The organism is Nocardioides sp. CCNWLW239, assembly GCF_037137035.1.
Classification (GTDB): domain Bacteria; phylum Actinomycetota; class Actinomycetes; order Propionibacteriales; family Nocardioidaceae; genus Nocardioides.
This window is the reverse complement of sequence record NZ_JBBBNW010000002.1, coordinates 360,749-373,994: the sequence shown is the minus strand read 5'-3', so window position 1 is coordinate 373,994 and position 13,246 is coordinate 360,749. Positions and strand designations below refer to the sequence as shown.

Genomic DNA, 13,246 nt, shown 5'->3' with positions numbered 1-13,246 from the left:
CGAGACGTCACCCCGGTCGGCCGAGACGTCAGTTAGATCGGCCGAGACGTCAGCGTGTGGCGTCTCGACCGACGTAGCCGACGTCTCGACCGACGTAGGTGACGCCTCGGCAGGGTGGTTAGGCGGCGCTGGAGACGACCTCGTCGGAGATCGCTGCGGCGGCGCGACGCAGGTGGCGGGTGATGCTGGCGGCGTTGAACCCGGCAGCGCTGCCGGAGACGGAGACGGCGGCGATCGCACGGCCCTCGATCATGATCGGGACCGCGGCGCAGACGATGCCGAGCTGGGCCTCCTCGCGGTCGAAGGCGATGCGCTCGCTGTTGGCGCGGCGGAGCTCGGCGAGGAACTTCGCCGGGTCGCCGTGCGAGTGACGGGTGCGTCTCACCAGGCCTGACTCGAGCACGGCCGCGATGTGGTCGCGGTCGCTGAACGAGAGGATCGCCTTGCCGAGGGCGGAGCAGGCTGCGGGTGCTCGCCCGCCGACGTACGTGTCCGGCTGGATGCCGCCGCGTCCGGTGATCTTCTCGAGGATGACGATGTCGGTGCCCTCGAGGATGGCGAGGTGAACGGTCTTGCCGGTGGCCACGTAGAGCTCGGCCAGATGTGGCATCGCGGTCTCCCGGATGCCTTGCGGGCGGCAGATCTGCACCGCGTTGCCGAGCTCGAACAGCCGACGCCCCAGCACGTAGTGGCGGCCGGTGCGCTCGACGTACCCGCTCTGTTCGAGGTGACGCAGAAGTCGGAAGGCCGTGGACTTCGGCAGGCCCGCGGTGCGTGCGATCTCGCTGACGCCGAGCTTCGGGCCGGCTCCGAGAAATGCCTCCAGGATCTGGAGGGCCTTCGTCGCAGACGGGGTCGCCGAGGAGGTCGTCCTCGGGGCACCTTCATGGTCGTGCTGACTAGCCAGGGTGGGGATAGCAGAGACGCTCATGGGGGGATCTCCTTTACTGAGACGGAGGCTCACCACGATGGGGGGATCTGGTGGCTCCGGCTCTCTGTGACAGCAGTCACTGTAACGATCGTTCCGGAGGTTGTGGCAGGAATGTTGAATAAATCTCATTCCTGACCTGCGAAAATAGATGACACGACACACATTTCGATGCGTTTCCGACCGTTAGCGTCGTAGATCCTCTGTGGGTCTACGGTAGTAGGTCAGTGACTGATCTGTGTATGAAACGGCGTCGCCGCGACCAGTCGTGCCAGCAGGTCCGCGGTCGCTGCAGGTGGCATGTCGGGCCGTTCGAGCGCCTCGGCGAAGAGGAGTCCGTCTGCGATCACCAGCAGCAGCGCGGCCATCTCGTCAGCGTGCTCCGGCCCGTCGTCACCGAGAGCTCCTCGGAACCAGCCGGCGAAGTCGTCTCGGGACTGGCTGCGTACGGCAAGGAACCGGTCCCGGCCCGGCAGTGGCTCGGGTCGCTTCGGGAGCACCAGCATCAGCCCGATACGCAGGAACGGGGGCAGCCGGCGGAGGCTGGCCACCAGGGGTGTCAGCAGCAGCGGGAGGTCGGTGGACCAGTCGACGTCCGTGCCCGGCGGCCGCCACGAGGACTGCGCGCGGCTCCAGGCGCGGTAGGAGTCGTCGACCGCGGCCGAGAACAGGTCGCCCTTGTTCGCGAAGTGCCAGTAGAGCGAGGAGGCCGGAAGGCCTGCCGCGGCACAGATCCGGCTGATCGAGGCGCCCTCGTAGCCGCTCTCCGCAGCCACCTCCAGCGCAGCCGCCACGAGCTTCTCGCGGCTGCTGATGTCCCCCGCGTACGTCGGCGGCTGCACGTCCATGATCTCGGGGCCGGGGGTCGGGACGTGAGTGGCGAGATGGTCTGCGAGCTCGACCAGCCCGTCGGCGAGCCGCTGCCGGAGCGGGTCGATGTCGGCGTACTCCTCGGTCTGGACGAGGATGAAGAGGCCGTCATGGGCGGCGAGGGTCAGCCGCGCGAGGGTCTGGGTGTGCGCGGCTGGGAGGTCGACGGCCCCGGACCACCATCGCTCGAAGTCGGCGAGGGTCTGGGTGCGGATCTGGAGGAAGCGCTCTCGGGGGCCGTCGCCGACCGTCGGCCCGGACTCCAGGGCAAGCATCAGGCCCATCCGCCACCAGTCGGCCTTGGCACCGCGGGTGTACGACGTCGTCCGCCGCAGGTTGGCCAGCAGCCCCTCGCGCAGGTCGCGGCTCGGTGTCGGCTGCCAGCGCGGGGCGATGCGGTGCCAGCGGGAGTAGCCGTGCTCGAGCGCCTCGGCGAGAAGCTGGTCCTTGTTGGAGAAGTGCCAGTAGAGGGAGGACGGCGGGAGACCGGTCGCGCGCCGGACCAGCGCCATCGTCGTGCCGACATAGCCGCGCTCGGCTGCCAGCCGGAGCGCTGCTTCGAGGATCATCTGACGCGAGCCGTGGGGGTGCTCGCGGAGCGTCTTCTCGACCATTGCACTGAGTCTAGGCAGGTCAGGGCCGCTTCGTCCGCCGCGTGTGCCGCAGGGTGGCCGCCGCGATGGTGGCCGCCTCACCGCCCTCGGGGACAATAGGAGGCGATATGGCAAACCTCCTCAATCTCGAGCACGTCTCCAAGGCGTACGGCATCCGGCCCCTCCTCTCTGATGTCTCCCTCGGCATCAACGCCGGTGAGCGGATTGGCATCGTGGGTCGCAACGGTGACGGGAAGACGACGCTGCTGCAGGTGATGACCGGCCTGGAGGAGCCCGACTCGGGTCGCGTCTCCCGGCAGCGCGGCCTGCTGGTGGGTTTCCTGCACCAGGGCGACCAGCTCGTCGACACCCACACCGTTCGCGAAGCCGTGCTCGGCGGGCGCTCGGACCACGAGTGGGCCGGCGTACCCGCGCTGCGCGAGATCGTCGAGCAGCTGCTGGCGGGGATCGACCTCGACCGGTCGGTGATGGGCTTGTCCGGTGGCGAGCGACGCCGGTGCGCACTCGCCGAGCTGCTGCTCGGGGACCACGATCTGATCGTGCTCGACGAGCCCACCAACCACCTCGACGTCGAGGCCGTGGCTTGGCTCGCCTCCCACCTGGCCGCGCGCACCTCCGCGCTCGTCGTGGTCACCCACGACCGCTGGTTCCTCGACGCGGTGTGCCAGTTCACCTGGGAGGTCCACGACGGTCAGGTCGACGCCTACGAGGGTGGGTATGCCGCCTTCGTCCTCGCCAAGGCCGAGCGGCAGCGCCAGGCGGCCGCCTCCGAGGTGCGCCGCCAGAACCTCGTCCGCAAGGAGCTGGCCTGGCTGCGTCGCGGCGCGCCGGCGCGTACGTCGAAGCCGAAGTTCCGCATCGACGCCGCCAACCAGCTCATCGAGGACGTACCTCCGCCGCGCGACCGTTTCGAGCTGCAGAAGTTCGCCACCCAGCGACTCGGCAAGGACGTCATCGACGTCGAGGACGTCGATCTCTTCCGTGGTGAGCGACAGCTGCTGTCGCACGCCACCTGGCGGATCGGTCCGGGGGACCGGATCGGGATCGTCGGCGTCAACGGCGCCGGCAAGACCTCGGTGCTGTCGCTGCTGGACGGCTCGCTCCCGCCGGCCGTGGGGAAGGTACGCCACGGCCGCACCGTCGCTCTCCGGCACCTGACCCAGCAGCTCGACGACCTCGACCCTGACGCGCGCGTGCTGCCGACGGTGGAGTCGATCAAGCGGGTCACCAAGACGACCGACGGCCAGGAGCTCTCGGCCACCTCGATGCTGGAGCGTTTCGGCTTCACCGGCGACAAGCTGGTCACCCGGATCGGCGACCTCTCCGGTGGCGAGCGCCGCCGCTTCCAGCTGCTGCGGCTGCTCCTGACCGAGCCGAACGTCCTGCTGCTCGACGAGCCCACCAACGACCTCGACATCGAGACGCTCAACGTCCTCGAGGACTTCCTCGACGCCTGGCCCGGCACCCTGATCGTGGTCTCTCACGACCGCTACTTCCTCGAGCGTGTCACCGACTCCATCTGGGCGCTCCTGGGTGACGGTCAGATCTCCATGCTGCCGCGGGGTGTCGACGAATATCTCGAGCGGCGCCTCCCGATCCCTGCCGATGCGTCGGCCCCGCTGGTCGAGGCGTCACCCGCGTCGGCCGAGACGGCATCGGCAGGCCCGCCGAAGGCCAAGCCCGGCTCCGCTGAGGAGCGGGCCGCGAAGAAGGTCATCGCCCGGATCGACAAGCAGCTGGAGCGGATCTCCGAGCAGCAGCAGAAGCTCGAGCTCGCGATGGCCGAGGCGGTCAACGACTACACCCGCCTCGCCGAGCTCAGCGCTGAGCTGGACCGGCTCGCTGCGGAGAAGGACGATCTCGAGCTGGAGTGGCTCGAGGCCGCAGACGTGCTCGAGTAGTCGAGCGTCCCGCCGACCCGGTGGGATCAGGACGAGAACGGGACCAGCAGTCGACGAAGCAGGTCGGTGAGCTGGCTCTGCTGGTCGTCGGAGAGACCGTCGAGGAACTCGCGCTCGGCGGCGAGGAGCGCTTCGAAGGCGCTGTCGACGGTCGCCTTGCCGTCGGGGGTGAGCCGGACGAGCACGCCGCGGCGATCCGCGGGGTCAGGGAGCCGCTCGACGAGGCCGCGGCCGGCGAGCCGGTCGACGCGGTTGGTCATGGTTCCGCTGGTAACCAGGGTCTCGCGCAGGAGCCGACCGGGGGAGAGCTCATACGGATCACCCGCCCGGCGCAGCGCGGCCAGCACGTCGAACTCCCACGACTCGATCCCGGACCCGGAGAACGCGTCGCGGCGAGCGAGGTCGAGGTGACGCGAGAGCCGGGAGAGGCGCGAGAAGATCTCGACAGGGCCAAGGTCCAGGTCGGGCCGCTCGTGTGCCCAGGCCTCGCTCAGGTCGTCGACTTCGTCGCGCATGGCGTGAGCGTAGCCCAAGTTCGTCTCCTCAAGAATCTTGACATCGAGACAAGTCGGGAGGACGATCAGAAGTATCTTGACATCAAGAGAGATCGAGAGGACGTACGCATGACCGCATGGGATCCCGAGCGCTACCTGACCTACTCCGAGGAGCGGGCCCGGCCGTTCGTCGACCTCCTTCGCCGAGTCGGCGCGGACCAGCCGAGGACCGTGGTCGATCTGGGCTGCGGGCCGGGTAACCTGACGGCGCTCGCGGCCGCGCGATGGCCCGAAGCCAGGGTCGTCGGCCTCGACTCCAGTGCCGCGATGATCGACAAGGCTCGGGCGAGCGTCGACGGAGTCGAGTTCGCGGTGGCGGACCTGCGTGACTGGGCCGACTCGGCGGCGCCGGGATCCGTCGACGTACTCCTCTCCAACGCCACCCTCCAGTGGGTCCCGGGTCACCTGGACCTGTTGCCGGCGCTGGCTCGTGCCGTGAGCGACGGCGGCTGGTTCGCCTTCCAGGTTCCTGGCAACTTCGACGAGCCCAGCCATCGGCTGCGCGAGGAGTTGGCCGCCGAGGCGCCGTACGCCGATCACACCCGGCACCTCGAGGCCCCCGGTTCTCACGATCCTGCCGTCTACCTGGACGTGCTGGTGCAGGAGGGGTTCGAGGTCGACGCCTGGGAGACGACCTACCTGCACGTGCTGACCGGCGAGGACCCGGTCTTCACGTGGATCGCCGGTACGAGTCTGCGGCCCACGGCTGCGGCGCTGGAGAAGGCCGGCCTCTTCGAGTCCTTCGCTGCGGAGCTCAAGAATCGTCTGGTAGAGGCTTATCCGGTAAGAGACGATTCCGTAGGAAACAGTTTCGTTCTGCTTCCGTTCCGTCGAGTCTTCATCGTCGCCCGCAAGCTGGAGGCATGATGCGCATCCATCACGTGCAGATCGGCATGCCCGCCGGCCAGGAGGACGACGCCAGGACCTTCTACGCCGAGGGGCTCGGCCTGACCGAGGTGCCGAAGCCGAGCGAGCTGGCCAAGCGCGGAGGCGCCTGGTTCCGTTCGCCCGGCGGCGCAGAGATCCATCTCGGTGTCGAGGACCCGCACCGACCTCAGGCGAAGGCCCATCCCGCACTGGCGGTCGAGACCGAGGCCGACCTGGAAGCGACCGGGGCACGGTTGACGCGCCTGGGCTTCGACGTGGACTGGAGCCAGCGCCACAACGCCGACACCTTCCAGCGCTTCCATGTCCGCGATCCGTTCGGCAATCGCATCGAGATCGTGTGGCCGCTCGGCGGATAGCACGATCTTCGGCTCGGCGTGAGCGAAATTCGGAATCAACCAGAAAAGGACCGTAACGCTCACTGGTCTGGACCGTTGTCCCCCGGGGGATACAACAACGATGCCAGGAACGATGCCAGAAACGATGGAAGGCAAGACTTTGACTGACGACGTGACCGTCCCCCAGCCTCGGGACGCGGAGACGACGAGCGTGGTCAATCGAGTCCGCAGGGCTCAGGGCCAGCTCGGCGGCGTGCTCCGCATGATCGAAGACGGCCGGGAGCTCGCCGATGTGGTCGGCCAGCTCAAGGCAGTGACCCGCGCCCTCGACAAGGCAGCTTTCGCGCTGCTCTCCAACGAGCTGCGCCGGGCGCACGCCGACGGGGATCGCCCGGAGGAGATCGAGGAGCTCGAGAAGGTCTTCCTCTCCCTCTCCTGATCTCGGGCCAGGAGAGGGGAGGAGGTTACCCTCGGGTAACCTAGCCGGCATGAGCCAGCTCTACGACCTCTGGAAGTCCTTCAACCGAGTCCCGGTTGTCGGCAAGCGAGCATTCTCGGTCGCGTTCGCGAAGAAGGCACCGTACTTCGGGTCCATCCACCCGCTGGTCAACCAGCTGCGGCCCAACTACGCCGAGGTCATCGTGCCCCACCGCAAGGGCAACCACAACCACATCGGGACCGTGCACGCCATCGCGCTGTGCAACGGTCTCGAGATGGCGATGGGTGCCCTTGCGGAGGTCACCATCCCGCGCGACAAGCGCTGGATCCCCAAGGGGATGACCGTCTCCTACACGGCCAAGGCGACCTCCGACATCACCTGCATCGCGGAGACCGACCAGGAGGAGTGGGACCAGGCCGACGGCGACCTCGCGGTCCGCGTCAAGGGCATCCGCGAGGACGGCACGGTGGTCATCGAGGGCACGATCAACCTCTGGGTGACCCCGAAGAAGAAGTAAGAGGCTGTACGAAAACGGCCCGCTGCCTCATCGGAGGCAGCGGGCCGTTTGGCATCTGGCGGCCGTGCTCAGAGGCCGCTCGCGCCCATGGTGCTACCGCTGGCGTTGCCTCTCTGCGCGAGCTCGGCCTCGGCGGCGACTGGGTCGACGTCCCCGGCGTGCCCGACGGGTGCCGCGGTGTGGGCCACCCGCCGCGTACGGGCCTCGATCAAGCTCGCCACCAGACCGAGGATCGTGTTGAGCACGATGTAGATCAGCGCGACCACGATCGCCGCCGGGATCAGGTTGTCGAAGTTCCCGTCGATCTTGTTGATCTGGTTGAGCAGCTCGTCGTAGGCCAGGATGTAACCGAGAGCGGTGTCCTTGAGCAGCACGACCAGCTGGGCGATGATCGCGGGCAGCATCGAGCGCACCGCCTGCGGCAGCAGGATCGAGCGCATGACCTGTCCTTGGGAGAGACCGATGGCGAAGCCGGCCTCGGTCTGCCCCTTCGGGAGCGCGTGGACGCCGGCCCGGATGATCTCGGCGAGGACCGAACCGTTGTAGAGCATCAGCCCGATGACGACCGCCCAGAAGACGTCGGACTGCAGGCCGAGCATTCCGCTCTGGGCGAAGTAGATGAACATCATCAGCAGCAGCATCGGGATCGCCCGGAAGAACTCGACGACGACGGCGCTGGGGATGCTGATGAGCTTGTGCGACGACATCCGGCCGACGGCGAAGACGAAACCGAAGGCCAGGGCGAGCACGGAACCGGCGGCGAAGGCCTGGAGGGTGCCGATGATCCCTGGGATCAGGAAGTTCTCCCACACCGGCGACTCGAGGAAAGGCTGCCACTTCTCGGAGTCCCACTGCCCGGTCTCGTCGAACTTCGAGTAGACGATCCAGGCGATCCAGGCGAGGACTGCGAGGGCGATGGCCGAGTAGACCCAGTTGAGCGCCTTCGCGCGCGGGCCGGGTGCGTCATAGAGGACAGAGGCGCTCATCGGGCCACCGCGAATCGCTTGGAGGCCCAGTTGGCGATGAAGCCGATGGGCAGGGTGAGGATCATGAAGCCGACCGCGAAGATGATGAAGATCAGCAGGATCTGGTCGGAGTTCTTCTCCATGAGGGTCTTCATCTGACCGGAGGCCTCGTTGACCATCGAGGCCGTGGTGACGCCGATGGTGACGGCGACGGTGGTGTTCTTCGTCATCGCGATCATCACGCTGGCCAGCGGGTTGATCACCGATCGCAGCGCCTGGGGGAGCACCACCAGGCGGAGGTTCTGGGTGAAGGTCAGCCCGATCGCGCGGGCGGCCTCGGCCTGCCCGAGCGGGACCGTGTTGATGCCGGAGCGGAGCACCTCGCACACGAAGGTCGAGGTGTAGACGCTGAGCGCGAGCACGGCCAGCCAGAAGGCGTTGCGCCAGATCAGGTCCTTGTCGAAGTTCACGCCGAGCTGGTAGCTCAGCCCGAACAGCGCGAAGAACATCACCAGCGTCAGCGGGGTGTTGCGGATCGTGTAGACGACACCGGCCCCCACCCACCGGAGCACCGGCACGGGCGAGACCCGGAAGATCGCGAGCACGACGCCGAGCAGCAGCGAGAAGATCGCGCTGAAGAAGGCGAGTCTCACGGTCAGCCCGAATGAGGTCAGGATGACCGACCCGCTCTCGGAGATGAGGTCCATGGGTCCTTCCAATTTTCTTGCGCAGGACGAGCCGACGGGGCAGGGGAGCGGACTCCCCTGCCCCGCGGGTGGCTCAGTAGCGGTCGACCGTCGGCGGCTCGGGCAGCTGGTAGCCCGACTCGCCGAGGTTGTCGTTGAACGCCTCTTCCCAGGAGCCGTCCTCGAAGGACTTCTCGATCAGGTCGTTGATCTTGTCGCGGTCCTTGCTGCCCTTGGGCAGGCCGACGCCGTAGTTCTCCTCGGAGAACGGCGCGCCGACGATCTTGAACTTGCCCGGGTCCTGCTGGGCGTAGCCCGCCAGGATGATGTCGTCGGTGGTCATCGCGTCGAGCTGACCGCCCTCGATCGCGGTGACGCACTTGCTGTAGGTGTCGAACTCCTGCAGCTGGACGCCCTTGGCGTAGTTCTCCTTGATGTTCTCCGCCGGGGTGGAGCCGGTGACCGAGCAGAGCTTCTTGCCGTCGAGGTCCTTGGGGCCCGTGATGTCGGTGTTGTCGGCGGCGACCAGGATGTCCTGGCCGGCGACGTAGTAGGGCCCGGCGAAGTCGACCTCGGCCTTGCGCTCGTCGGTGATCGAGTAGGTTGCCAGGATCATGTCGACGGTGCCGTCCTTGAGGAAGGTCTCACGGTTGGCGGAGACGGCCTCGACCCACTCGATCTGGTCGTCGTCGTAGCCGAGACCCTCGGCGATGTACTCCGCCATGTCGACGTCGAAGCCGGAGTAGTCACCGTCGGCCTCCTTGAAGCCAAGGCCCGGCTGGTCGAACTTGATGCCGATCTTGATCTTGTCGCCGCCGGCGTCGGAGCCGGTGTCGTCGCTGCCACCACACGCAGCGAGCGAGCCGGCCAGCGCCAGGACGCTGACGGTCGCGGCGATCTTCTTGAGCTTCATCGTTTCCACCTTCTGGAATCTCTAAGGGTTGGTGCGGGTGCGGGGTTCGCGAGCCGAACGGCTCACCCGAGACGTACGTTCAGTGCTTGAGGATCTTGCCGAGGAAGTCCTTGGCCCGCTCGGACTGCGGGTTGTCGAAGAACTCAGCGGGAGTGTTGGACTCGACGATCTGGCCGTCGGCCATGAAGACGACGCGGTCGGCGGCCATCCGGGCAAACCCCATCTCGTGGGTGACCACGATCATGGTCATGCCCTCCTTGGCAAGGCTGACCATGACGTCGAGCACCTCCTTGACCATCTCCGGGTCGAGGGCGGAGGTGGGCTCGTCGAAGAGCATCACCTGCGGCCTCATCGCCAGCGCGCGGGCGATCGCGACGCGCTGCTGCTGACCGCCGGAGAGCTGCGCGGGATACTTCGCCGCCTGGGCGCCCACGCCGACGCGGTCGAGCAGCTTCTTCGCCTCGGCCTCGGCCTCCGCCTTCTTCAGCTTGCGCACCTTCATCGGGCCCAGCGTGACGTTCTGCAGGATCGTCTTGTGAGCGAAGAGGTTGAAGCTCTGGAAGACCATCCCGACCTCGGCGCGCAGCTTGGCCAGACCCTTGCCCTCCGCGGGCAGCTCCTTGCCGTCGAGCTTGATCGTGCCCGAATCGATCGTCTCCAGCCGGTTGATCGTGCGGCAGAGGGTCGACTTCCCGGAACCCGAAGGCCCGATCACCACGACGACCTCGCCACGCTTGATCTCCAGGTTGATGTCCTGGAGCACGTGCAGGTCGCCGTAGTGCTTGTCGACGTGGTCGAGCACCACCAGGGCGTCGCCCGAAGGTGCGCTGGTGGATTCTGTGTCAAGCACGGTCATGTCGCAGACCTAACCACATCCGGCATGGCACATCTACGACTTGGTCCCCGGTATCGGTTACAAGCAGATAACCAACAAGATTCAGTACGCCGGCCCGCGGTCGTCGTCCGCGCTGGATTCCGCCGCACGGCCCCTGCGGTCGTACGCTTGAAGGCGCTATGACTACGTCGATCGCCTCTGACTCCGCCGCGGCGGTGCGCACCTACGAAGTCCGCACCTACGGGTGCCAGATGAACGTCCACGACTCCGAGCGCCTCTCGGGGTTGCTGGAGGACGCGGGCTACCTCAAGGCGAACCAGGGTGAGCAGGCCGACGTGGTCGTCTTCAACACCTGCGCGGTCCGGGAGAACGCCGACAACAAGCTCTACGGCAACCTCTCCCACCTGGCCCCGATCAAGGAGGCCAACCCGGACCTCCAGATCGCCGTCGGCGGCTGCCTCGCGCAGAAGGACCGCGACACGATCACCACGAAGGCGCCCTACGTCGACGTGGTCTTCGGGACGCACAACATCGGCTCGCTCCCGGTGCTGCTCGAGCGCGCCCGGGTGCGGGAGGAGGCCCAGGTCGAGATCCTGGAGTCCCTCGAGGTCTTCCCGTCCACGCTGCCGACCAAGCGCGAGTCCGCCTACGCCGCCTGGGTCTCGGTCAGCGTGGGCTGCAACAACACCTGCACCTTCTGCATCGTCCCCTCGCTGCGGGGCAAGGAGAAGGACCGGCGGCCGGGCGAGATCCTCGCCGAGATCGAGGCACTGGTCGCCGAGGGCGTGACCGAGGTGACCCTCCTGGGGCAGAACGTCAACGCCTACGGCGTGGAGTTCGGTGACCGCCAGGCCTTCTCCAAGCTGCTGCGCGCGTGCGGCCAGATCGACGGGCTGGAGCGGGTCCGCTTCACGTCGCCGCACCCAGCGGAGTTCACCGACGACGTCATCGAGGCGATGGCCGAGACGCCCAACGTGATGCCGTCGCTGCACATGCCGCTGCAGTCCGGTTCCGACCGGGTGCTGAAGGCGATGCGGCGCTCCTACCGGTCCACCAAGTTCCTCGGCATCATCGAGCGCGTCCGCGCGGCGATCCCGCACGCGGCGATCACCACCGACATCATCGTCGGTTTCCCGGGCGAGACCGAGGAGGACTTCCAGGCCACCCTCGACGTGGTCCGCGAGTCGCGGTTCTCCTCCGCCTTCACGTTCCAGTACTCCAAGCGTCCCGGCACGCCCGCCGCCGACCTCCCCGACCAGATCTCTCCCGAGGTCGTCAAGGACCGCTACGGTCGGCTCGTCGACCTCGTCAACGAGATCGCCTTCGAGGAGAACAAGAAGAACGTCGGACGTACGCTCGAGCTGCTGGTCGCCGAGGGCGAGGGCCGCAAGGACTCCTCGACGAACCGGCTCTCCGGCCGCGCTCCCGACAACCGGCTGGTGCACTTCAGTGCGGCCGGGGCCGAGGGCGTACGTCCCGGCGACATGGTGAAGGTCGAGATCACCCGCGCGGCTCCTCACTACTTGATCGCCGACAACCCGGTGCTCGAGGTGCGTCGCACCCGTTCCGGGGACGCGTGGGAGGCGCGACAGGGCCGTCCCGAGCCCGACGCGAGGTCGGTGGGACTGGGCATGCCCACTGTCGGCGTACCTGCTCCGCTGCCGGCCGCGCCGGCGTGCGGCTGATCGTTCGGTCTGCTGTTACCCGAACAGCAAATTATCCGTAACGCCGTTCCCCCCGACGGTATTTCTGCTCTAGCCTGAGGCAACTTGTCTCAGGAAGGGATACCTCATGTCGATTCCCAAGCTGGTCAACAGAGCAGCAGCGATGGGCGCGCTCGGAGTGCTCGTGGCATCAGGTCTGGCAGCGGCAGCTCCCGCGGGTGCGATGCAGGCGACCGGAGGCGGCGACGCCTGCTTCGACCCGCACGAGGTCGGTGCGGCCCGCGTCGCCGATGGCGCCAAGCAGGTGCGCGACACCAACCATCTGACCGCCAAGCAGGCCGACGCCAAGGAGAAGGCGCTCAGCAACGCGCTGGCGGCGAAGGGTAAGGAGGAGGGCAACGCCAACCTCGGCCCGACGACCATCCCGACCTACATCCACGTCATCCAGGAGAACGCCACCACGGGCGCCGTCCCGCAGGCCAACATCGACGCCCAGATCGACGTGCTCAACGCGGCGTACGCCGGCACGCCGTTCTCGTTCGAGGTGGCCGGTCAGGACACCACGATCAACCCGGCCTGGTACCCCATCATCTCCGGCTCGGCCGGCGAGCGAGACATGAAGGCCGCCCTGCGCCAGGGCGGCGACAACGCGCTCAACATCTACATCGGCGAGATCGACGACGGCCTGCTCGGCTGGGCGACCTTCCCGACCAAGAACATCTCGTCGCAGGACGGGGTCGTGATCCTCGGGGGTTCGCTGCCCGGTGGTGACGCGGCGCCGTACGACGAGGGCGACACGGCCACGCACGAGGTCGGCCACTGGCTGCACCTCTACCACACCTTCCAGGGTGGCTGTCGCGGCAAGGGCGACCAGGTCGACGACACCCCGGCAGAGGCGGCGCCCGCCTTCGGCTGCCCGGAGGGATCCGACACCTGCACGGCTCCGGGCCTCGATCCGATCCACAACTTCATGGACTACACCGAGGACGCGTGCATGGACGAGTTCACGCCGGGTCAGGTGCAGCGCATGATCGATGGATGGGTGGCCTACCGCGCCTGATCACTGCGTGACCAGCTGTTCGTGAGATGCGCCGAGCGCCGGGTCCCTTGCGGGCCCGGCGCTCGATCTGTGTGCGG

The 13,246-nt window shown here is 67.5% G+C and carries 14 protein-coding genes; 7 read left to right on the top strand and 7 right to left on the bottom strand.

Translation table 11 applies throughout. From position 1 onward, the window contains the following. Positions 1–118: 118 nt before the first annotated feature. Together WBG06_RS07735 and WBG06_RS07730 are read right to left on the bottom strand one after the other, a co-directional pair. Positions 119–931: an IclR family transcriptional regulator gene (locus WBG06_RS07735; protein ID WP_336736010.1), complete on the bottom strand. Its 813-nt coding sequence runs from the start codon at positions 929–931 to the stop codon at positions 119–121. A gap of 221 nt (positions 932–1,152) precedes the next feature. Next, the gene (locus WBG06_RS07730; RefSeq protein ID WP_336736009.1) at positions 1,153–2,412 is read right to left on the bottom strand and encodes a TetR/AcrR family transcriptional regulator; all 1,260 of its coding nucleotides are present in this window, start codon (positions 2,410–2,412) and stop codon (positions 1,153–1,155) included. Between the two features lie 107 nt (positions 2,413–2,519). On the opposite strand from WBG06_RS07730, the gene WBG06_RS07725 reads away from it, so the two are divergent. Next, a complete protein-coding gene (locus WBG06_RS07725; RefSeq protein ID WP_336736008.1) occupies positions 2,520–4,313 on the top strand; it encodes an ABC-F family ATP-binding cassette domain-containing protein in 1,794 nt (597 codons plus the stop codon). A gap of 26 nt (positions 4,314–4,339) precedes the next feature. Here WBG06_RS07725 and WBG06_RS07720 read toward each other — a convergent pair whose 3' ends face one another. After that, positions 4,340–4,828 (bottom strand): MarR family winged helix-turn-helix transcriptional regulator, encoded by a 489-nt coding sequence (locus WBG06_RS07720; protein WP_336736007.1) that lies wholly within the window; start codon positions 4,826–4,828, stop codon positions 4,340–4,342. Between the two features lie 108 nt (positions 4,829–4,936). Between WBG06_RS07720 and WBG06_RS07715 the strand changes: the two genes are divergently transcribed. The 4 genes from WBG06_RS07715 to WBG06_RS07700 all read left to right on the top strand — a co-directional run bounded on the left by WBG06_RS07715 (position 4,937) and on the right by WBG06_RS07700 (position 7,046). After that, positions 4,937–5,734, top strand: a complete 798-nt coding sequence (locus WBG06_RS07715; protein WP_336736006.1) for a methyltransferase domain-containing protein — start codon at positions 4,937–4,939, stop codon at positions 5,732–5,734. Beyond that, positions 5,731–6,111, top strand: a complete 381-nt coding sequence (locus WBG06_RS07710; protein WP_336736005.1) for a VOC family protein — start codon at positions 5,731–5,733, stop codon at positions 6,109–6,111. Before WBG06_RS07715 ends, WBG06_RS07710 begins: the two co-directional genes overlap by 4 nt. Positions 6,112–6,262: 151 nt before the next feature. After that, positions 6,263–6,529, top strand: a complete 267-nt coding sequence (locus tag WBG06_RS07705) for a metal-sensitive transcriptional regulator (RefSeq protein WP_179661117.1) — start codon at positions 6,263–6,265, stop codon at positions 6,527–6,529. Between the two features lie 49 nt (positions 6,530–6,578). Continuing rightward, a complete protein-coding gene (locus WBG06_RS07700; RefSeq protein ID WP_336736004.1) occupies positions 6,579–7,046 on the top strand; it encodes a hotdog fold domain-containing protein in 468 nt (155 codons plus the stop codon). 68 nt (positions 7,047–7,114) lie between these two features. Here the strand turns inward: WBG06_RS07700 and WBG06_RS07695 are convergent, their stop codons facing one another. The 4 genes from WBG06_RS07695 to WBG06_RS07680 form a co-directional block, all read right to left on the bottom strand. After that, positions 7,115–8,032, bottom strand: coding sequence for an amino acid ABC transporter permease (locus WBG06_RS07695; RefSeq protein WP_336736003.1), 918 nt, complete (start codon positions 8,030–8,032; stop codon positions 7,115–7,117). Further along, positions 8,029–8,718 (bottom strand): amino acid ABC transporter permease, encoded by a 690-nt coding sequence (locus WBG06_RS07690; protein WP_336736002.1) that lies wholly within the window; start codon positions 8,716–8,718, stop codon positions 8,029–8,031. The genes WBG06_RS07695 and WBG06_RS07690 overlap by 4 nt, the downstream gene beginning before the upstream one ends. Before the next feature lie 73 nt (positions 8,719–8,791). Beyond that, positions 8,792–9,610 carry a glutamate ABC transporter substrate-binding protein gene (locus tag WBG06_RS07685; protein WP_336736001.1) on the bottom strand — a complete coding sequence of 273 codons (819 nt, stop codon included), beginning with the start codon at positions 9,608–9,610 and terminating at the stop codon, positions 8,792–8,794. Positions 9,611–9,689: 79 nt separating this feature from the next. Further along, positions 9,690–10,466: an amino acid ABC transporter ATP-binding protein gene (locus tag WBG06_RS07680; RefSeq protein ID WP_442945413.1), complete on the bottom strand. Its 777-nt coding sequence runs from the start codon at positions 10,464–10,466 to the stop codon at positions 9,690–9,692. A 158-nt stretch (positions 10,467–10,624) separates the two neighbouring features. Here WBG06_RS07680 and miaB point away from each other — a divergent pair, with 158 nt between their 5' ends. Beyond that, complete coding sequence (gene miaB, locus WBG06_RS07675; protein ID WP_336736000.1) at positions 10,625–12,130, top strand: tRNA (N6-isopentenyl adenosine(37)-C2)-methylthiotransferase MiaB; 1,506 nt, start codon at positions 10,625–10,627, stop codon at positions 12,128–12,130. A 106-nt stretch (positions 12,131–12,236) separates the two neighbouring features. Beyond that, positions 12,237–13,169 (top strand): zinc metalloprotease, encoded by a 933-nt coding sequence (locus WBG06_RS07670; protein WP_336735999.1) that lies wholly within the window; start codon positions 12,237–12,239, stop codon positions 13,167–13,169. Positions 13,170–13,246 lie beyond the last annotated feature (77 nt).

Excerpts from the sequence above, each read along its gene's own strand:
- WBG06_RS07735 (WP_336736010.1), bottom strand. The coding sequence starts at position 931 with ATGAGCGTCTCTGCTATCCCCACCCTGGCTAGTCAGCACGACCATGAA.
- WBG06_RS07730 (WP_336736009.1), bottom strand. The coding sequence starts at position 2,412 with ATGGTCGAGAAGACGCTCCGCGAGCACCCCCACGGCTCGCGTCAGATG.
- WBG06_RS07725 (WP_336736008.1), top strand. The coding sequence starts at position 2,520 with ATGGCAAACCTCCTCAATCTCGAGCACGTCTCCAAGGCGTACGGCATC.
- WBG06_RS07720 (WP_336736007.1), bottom strand. The coding sequence starts at position 4,828 with ATGCGCGACGAAGTCGACGACCTGAGCGAGGCCTGGGCACACGAGCGG.
- WBG06_RS07715 (WP_336736006.1), top strand. The coding sequence starts at position 4,937 with ATGACCGCATGGGATCCCGAGCGCTACCTGACCTACTCCGAGGAGCGG.
- WBG06_RS07710 (WP_336736005.1), top strand. The coding sequence starts at position 5,731 with ATGATGCGCATCCATCACGTGCAGATCGGCATGCCCGCCGGCCAGGAG.
- WBG06_RS07700 (WP_336736004.1), top strand. The coding sequence starts at position 6,579 with ATGAGCCAGCTCTACGACCTCTGGAAGTCCTTCAACCGAGTCCCGGTT.
- WBG06_RS07695 (WP_336736003.1), bottom strand. The coding sequence starts at position 8,032 with ATGAGCGCCTCTGTCCTCTATGACGCACCCGGCCCGCGCGCGAAGGCG.
- WBG06_RS07690 (WP_336736002.1), bottom strand. The coding sequence starts at position 8,718 with ATGGACCTCATCTCCGAGAGCGGGTCGGTCATCCTGACCTCATTCGGG.
- WBG06_RS07685 (WP_336736001.1), bottom strand. The coding sequence starts at position 9,610 with ATGAAGCTCAAGAAGATCGCCGCGACCGTCAGCGTCCTGGCGCTGGCC.
- WBG06_RS07680 (WP_442945413.1), bottom strand. The coding sequence starts at position 10,466 with ATGACCGTGCTTGACACAGAATCCACCAGCGCACCTTCGGGCGACGCC.
- miaB (WP_336736000.1), top strand. The coding sequence starts at position 10,625 with ATGACTACGTCGATCGCCTCTGACTCCGCCGCGGCGGTGCGCACCTAC.
- WBG06_RS07670 (WP_336735999.1), top strand. The coding sequence starts at position 12,237 with ATGTCGATTCCCAAGCTGGTCAACAGAGCAGCAGCGATGGGCGCGCTC.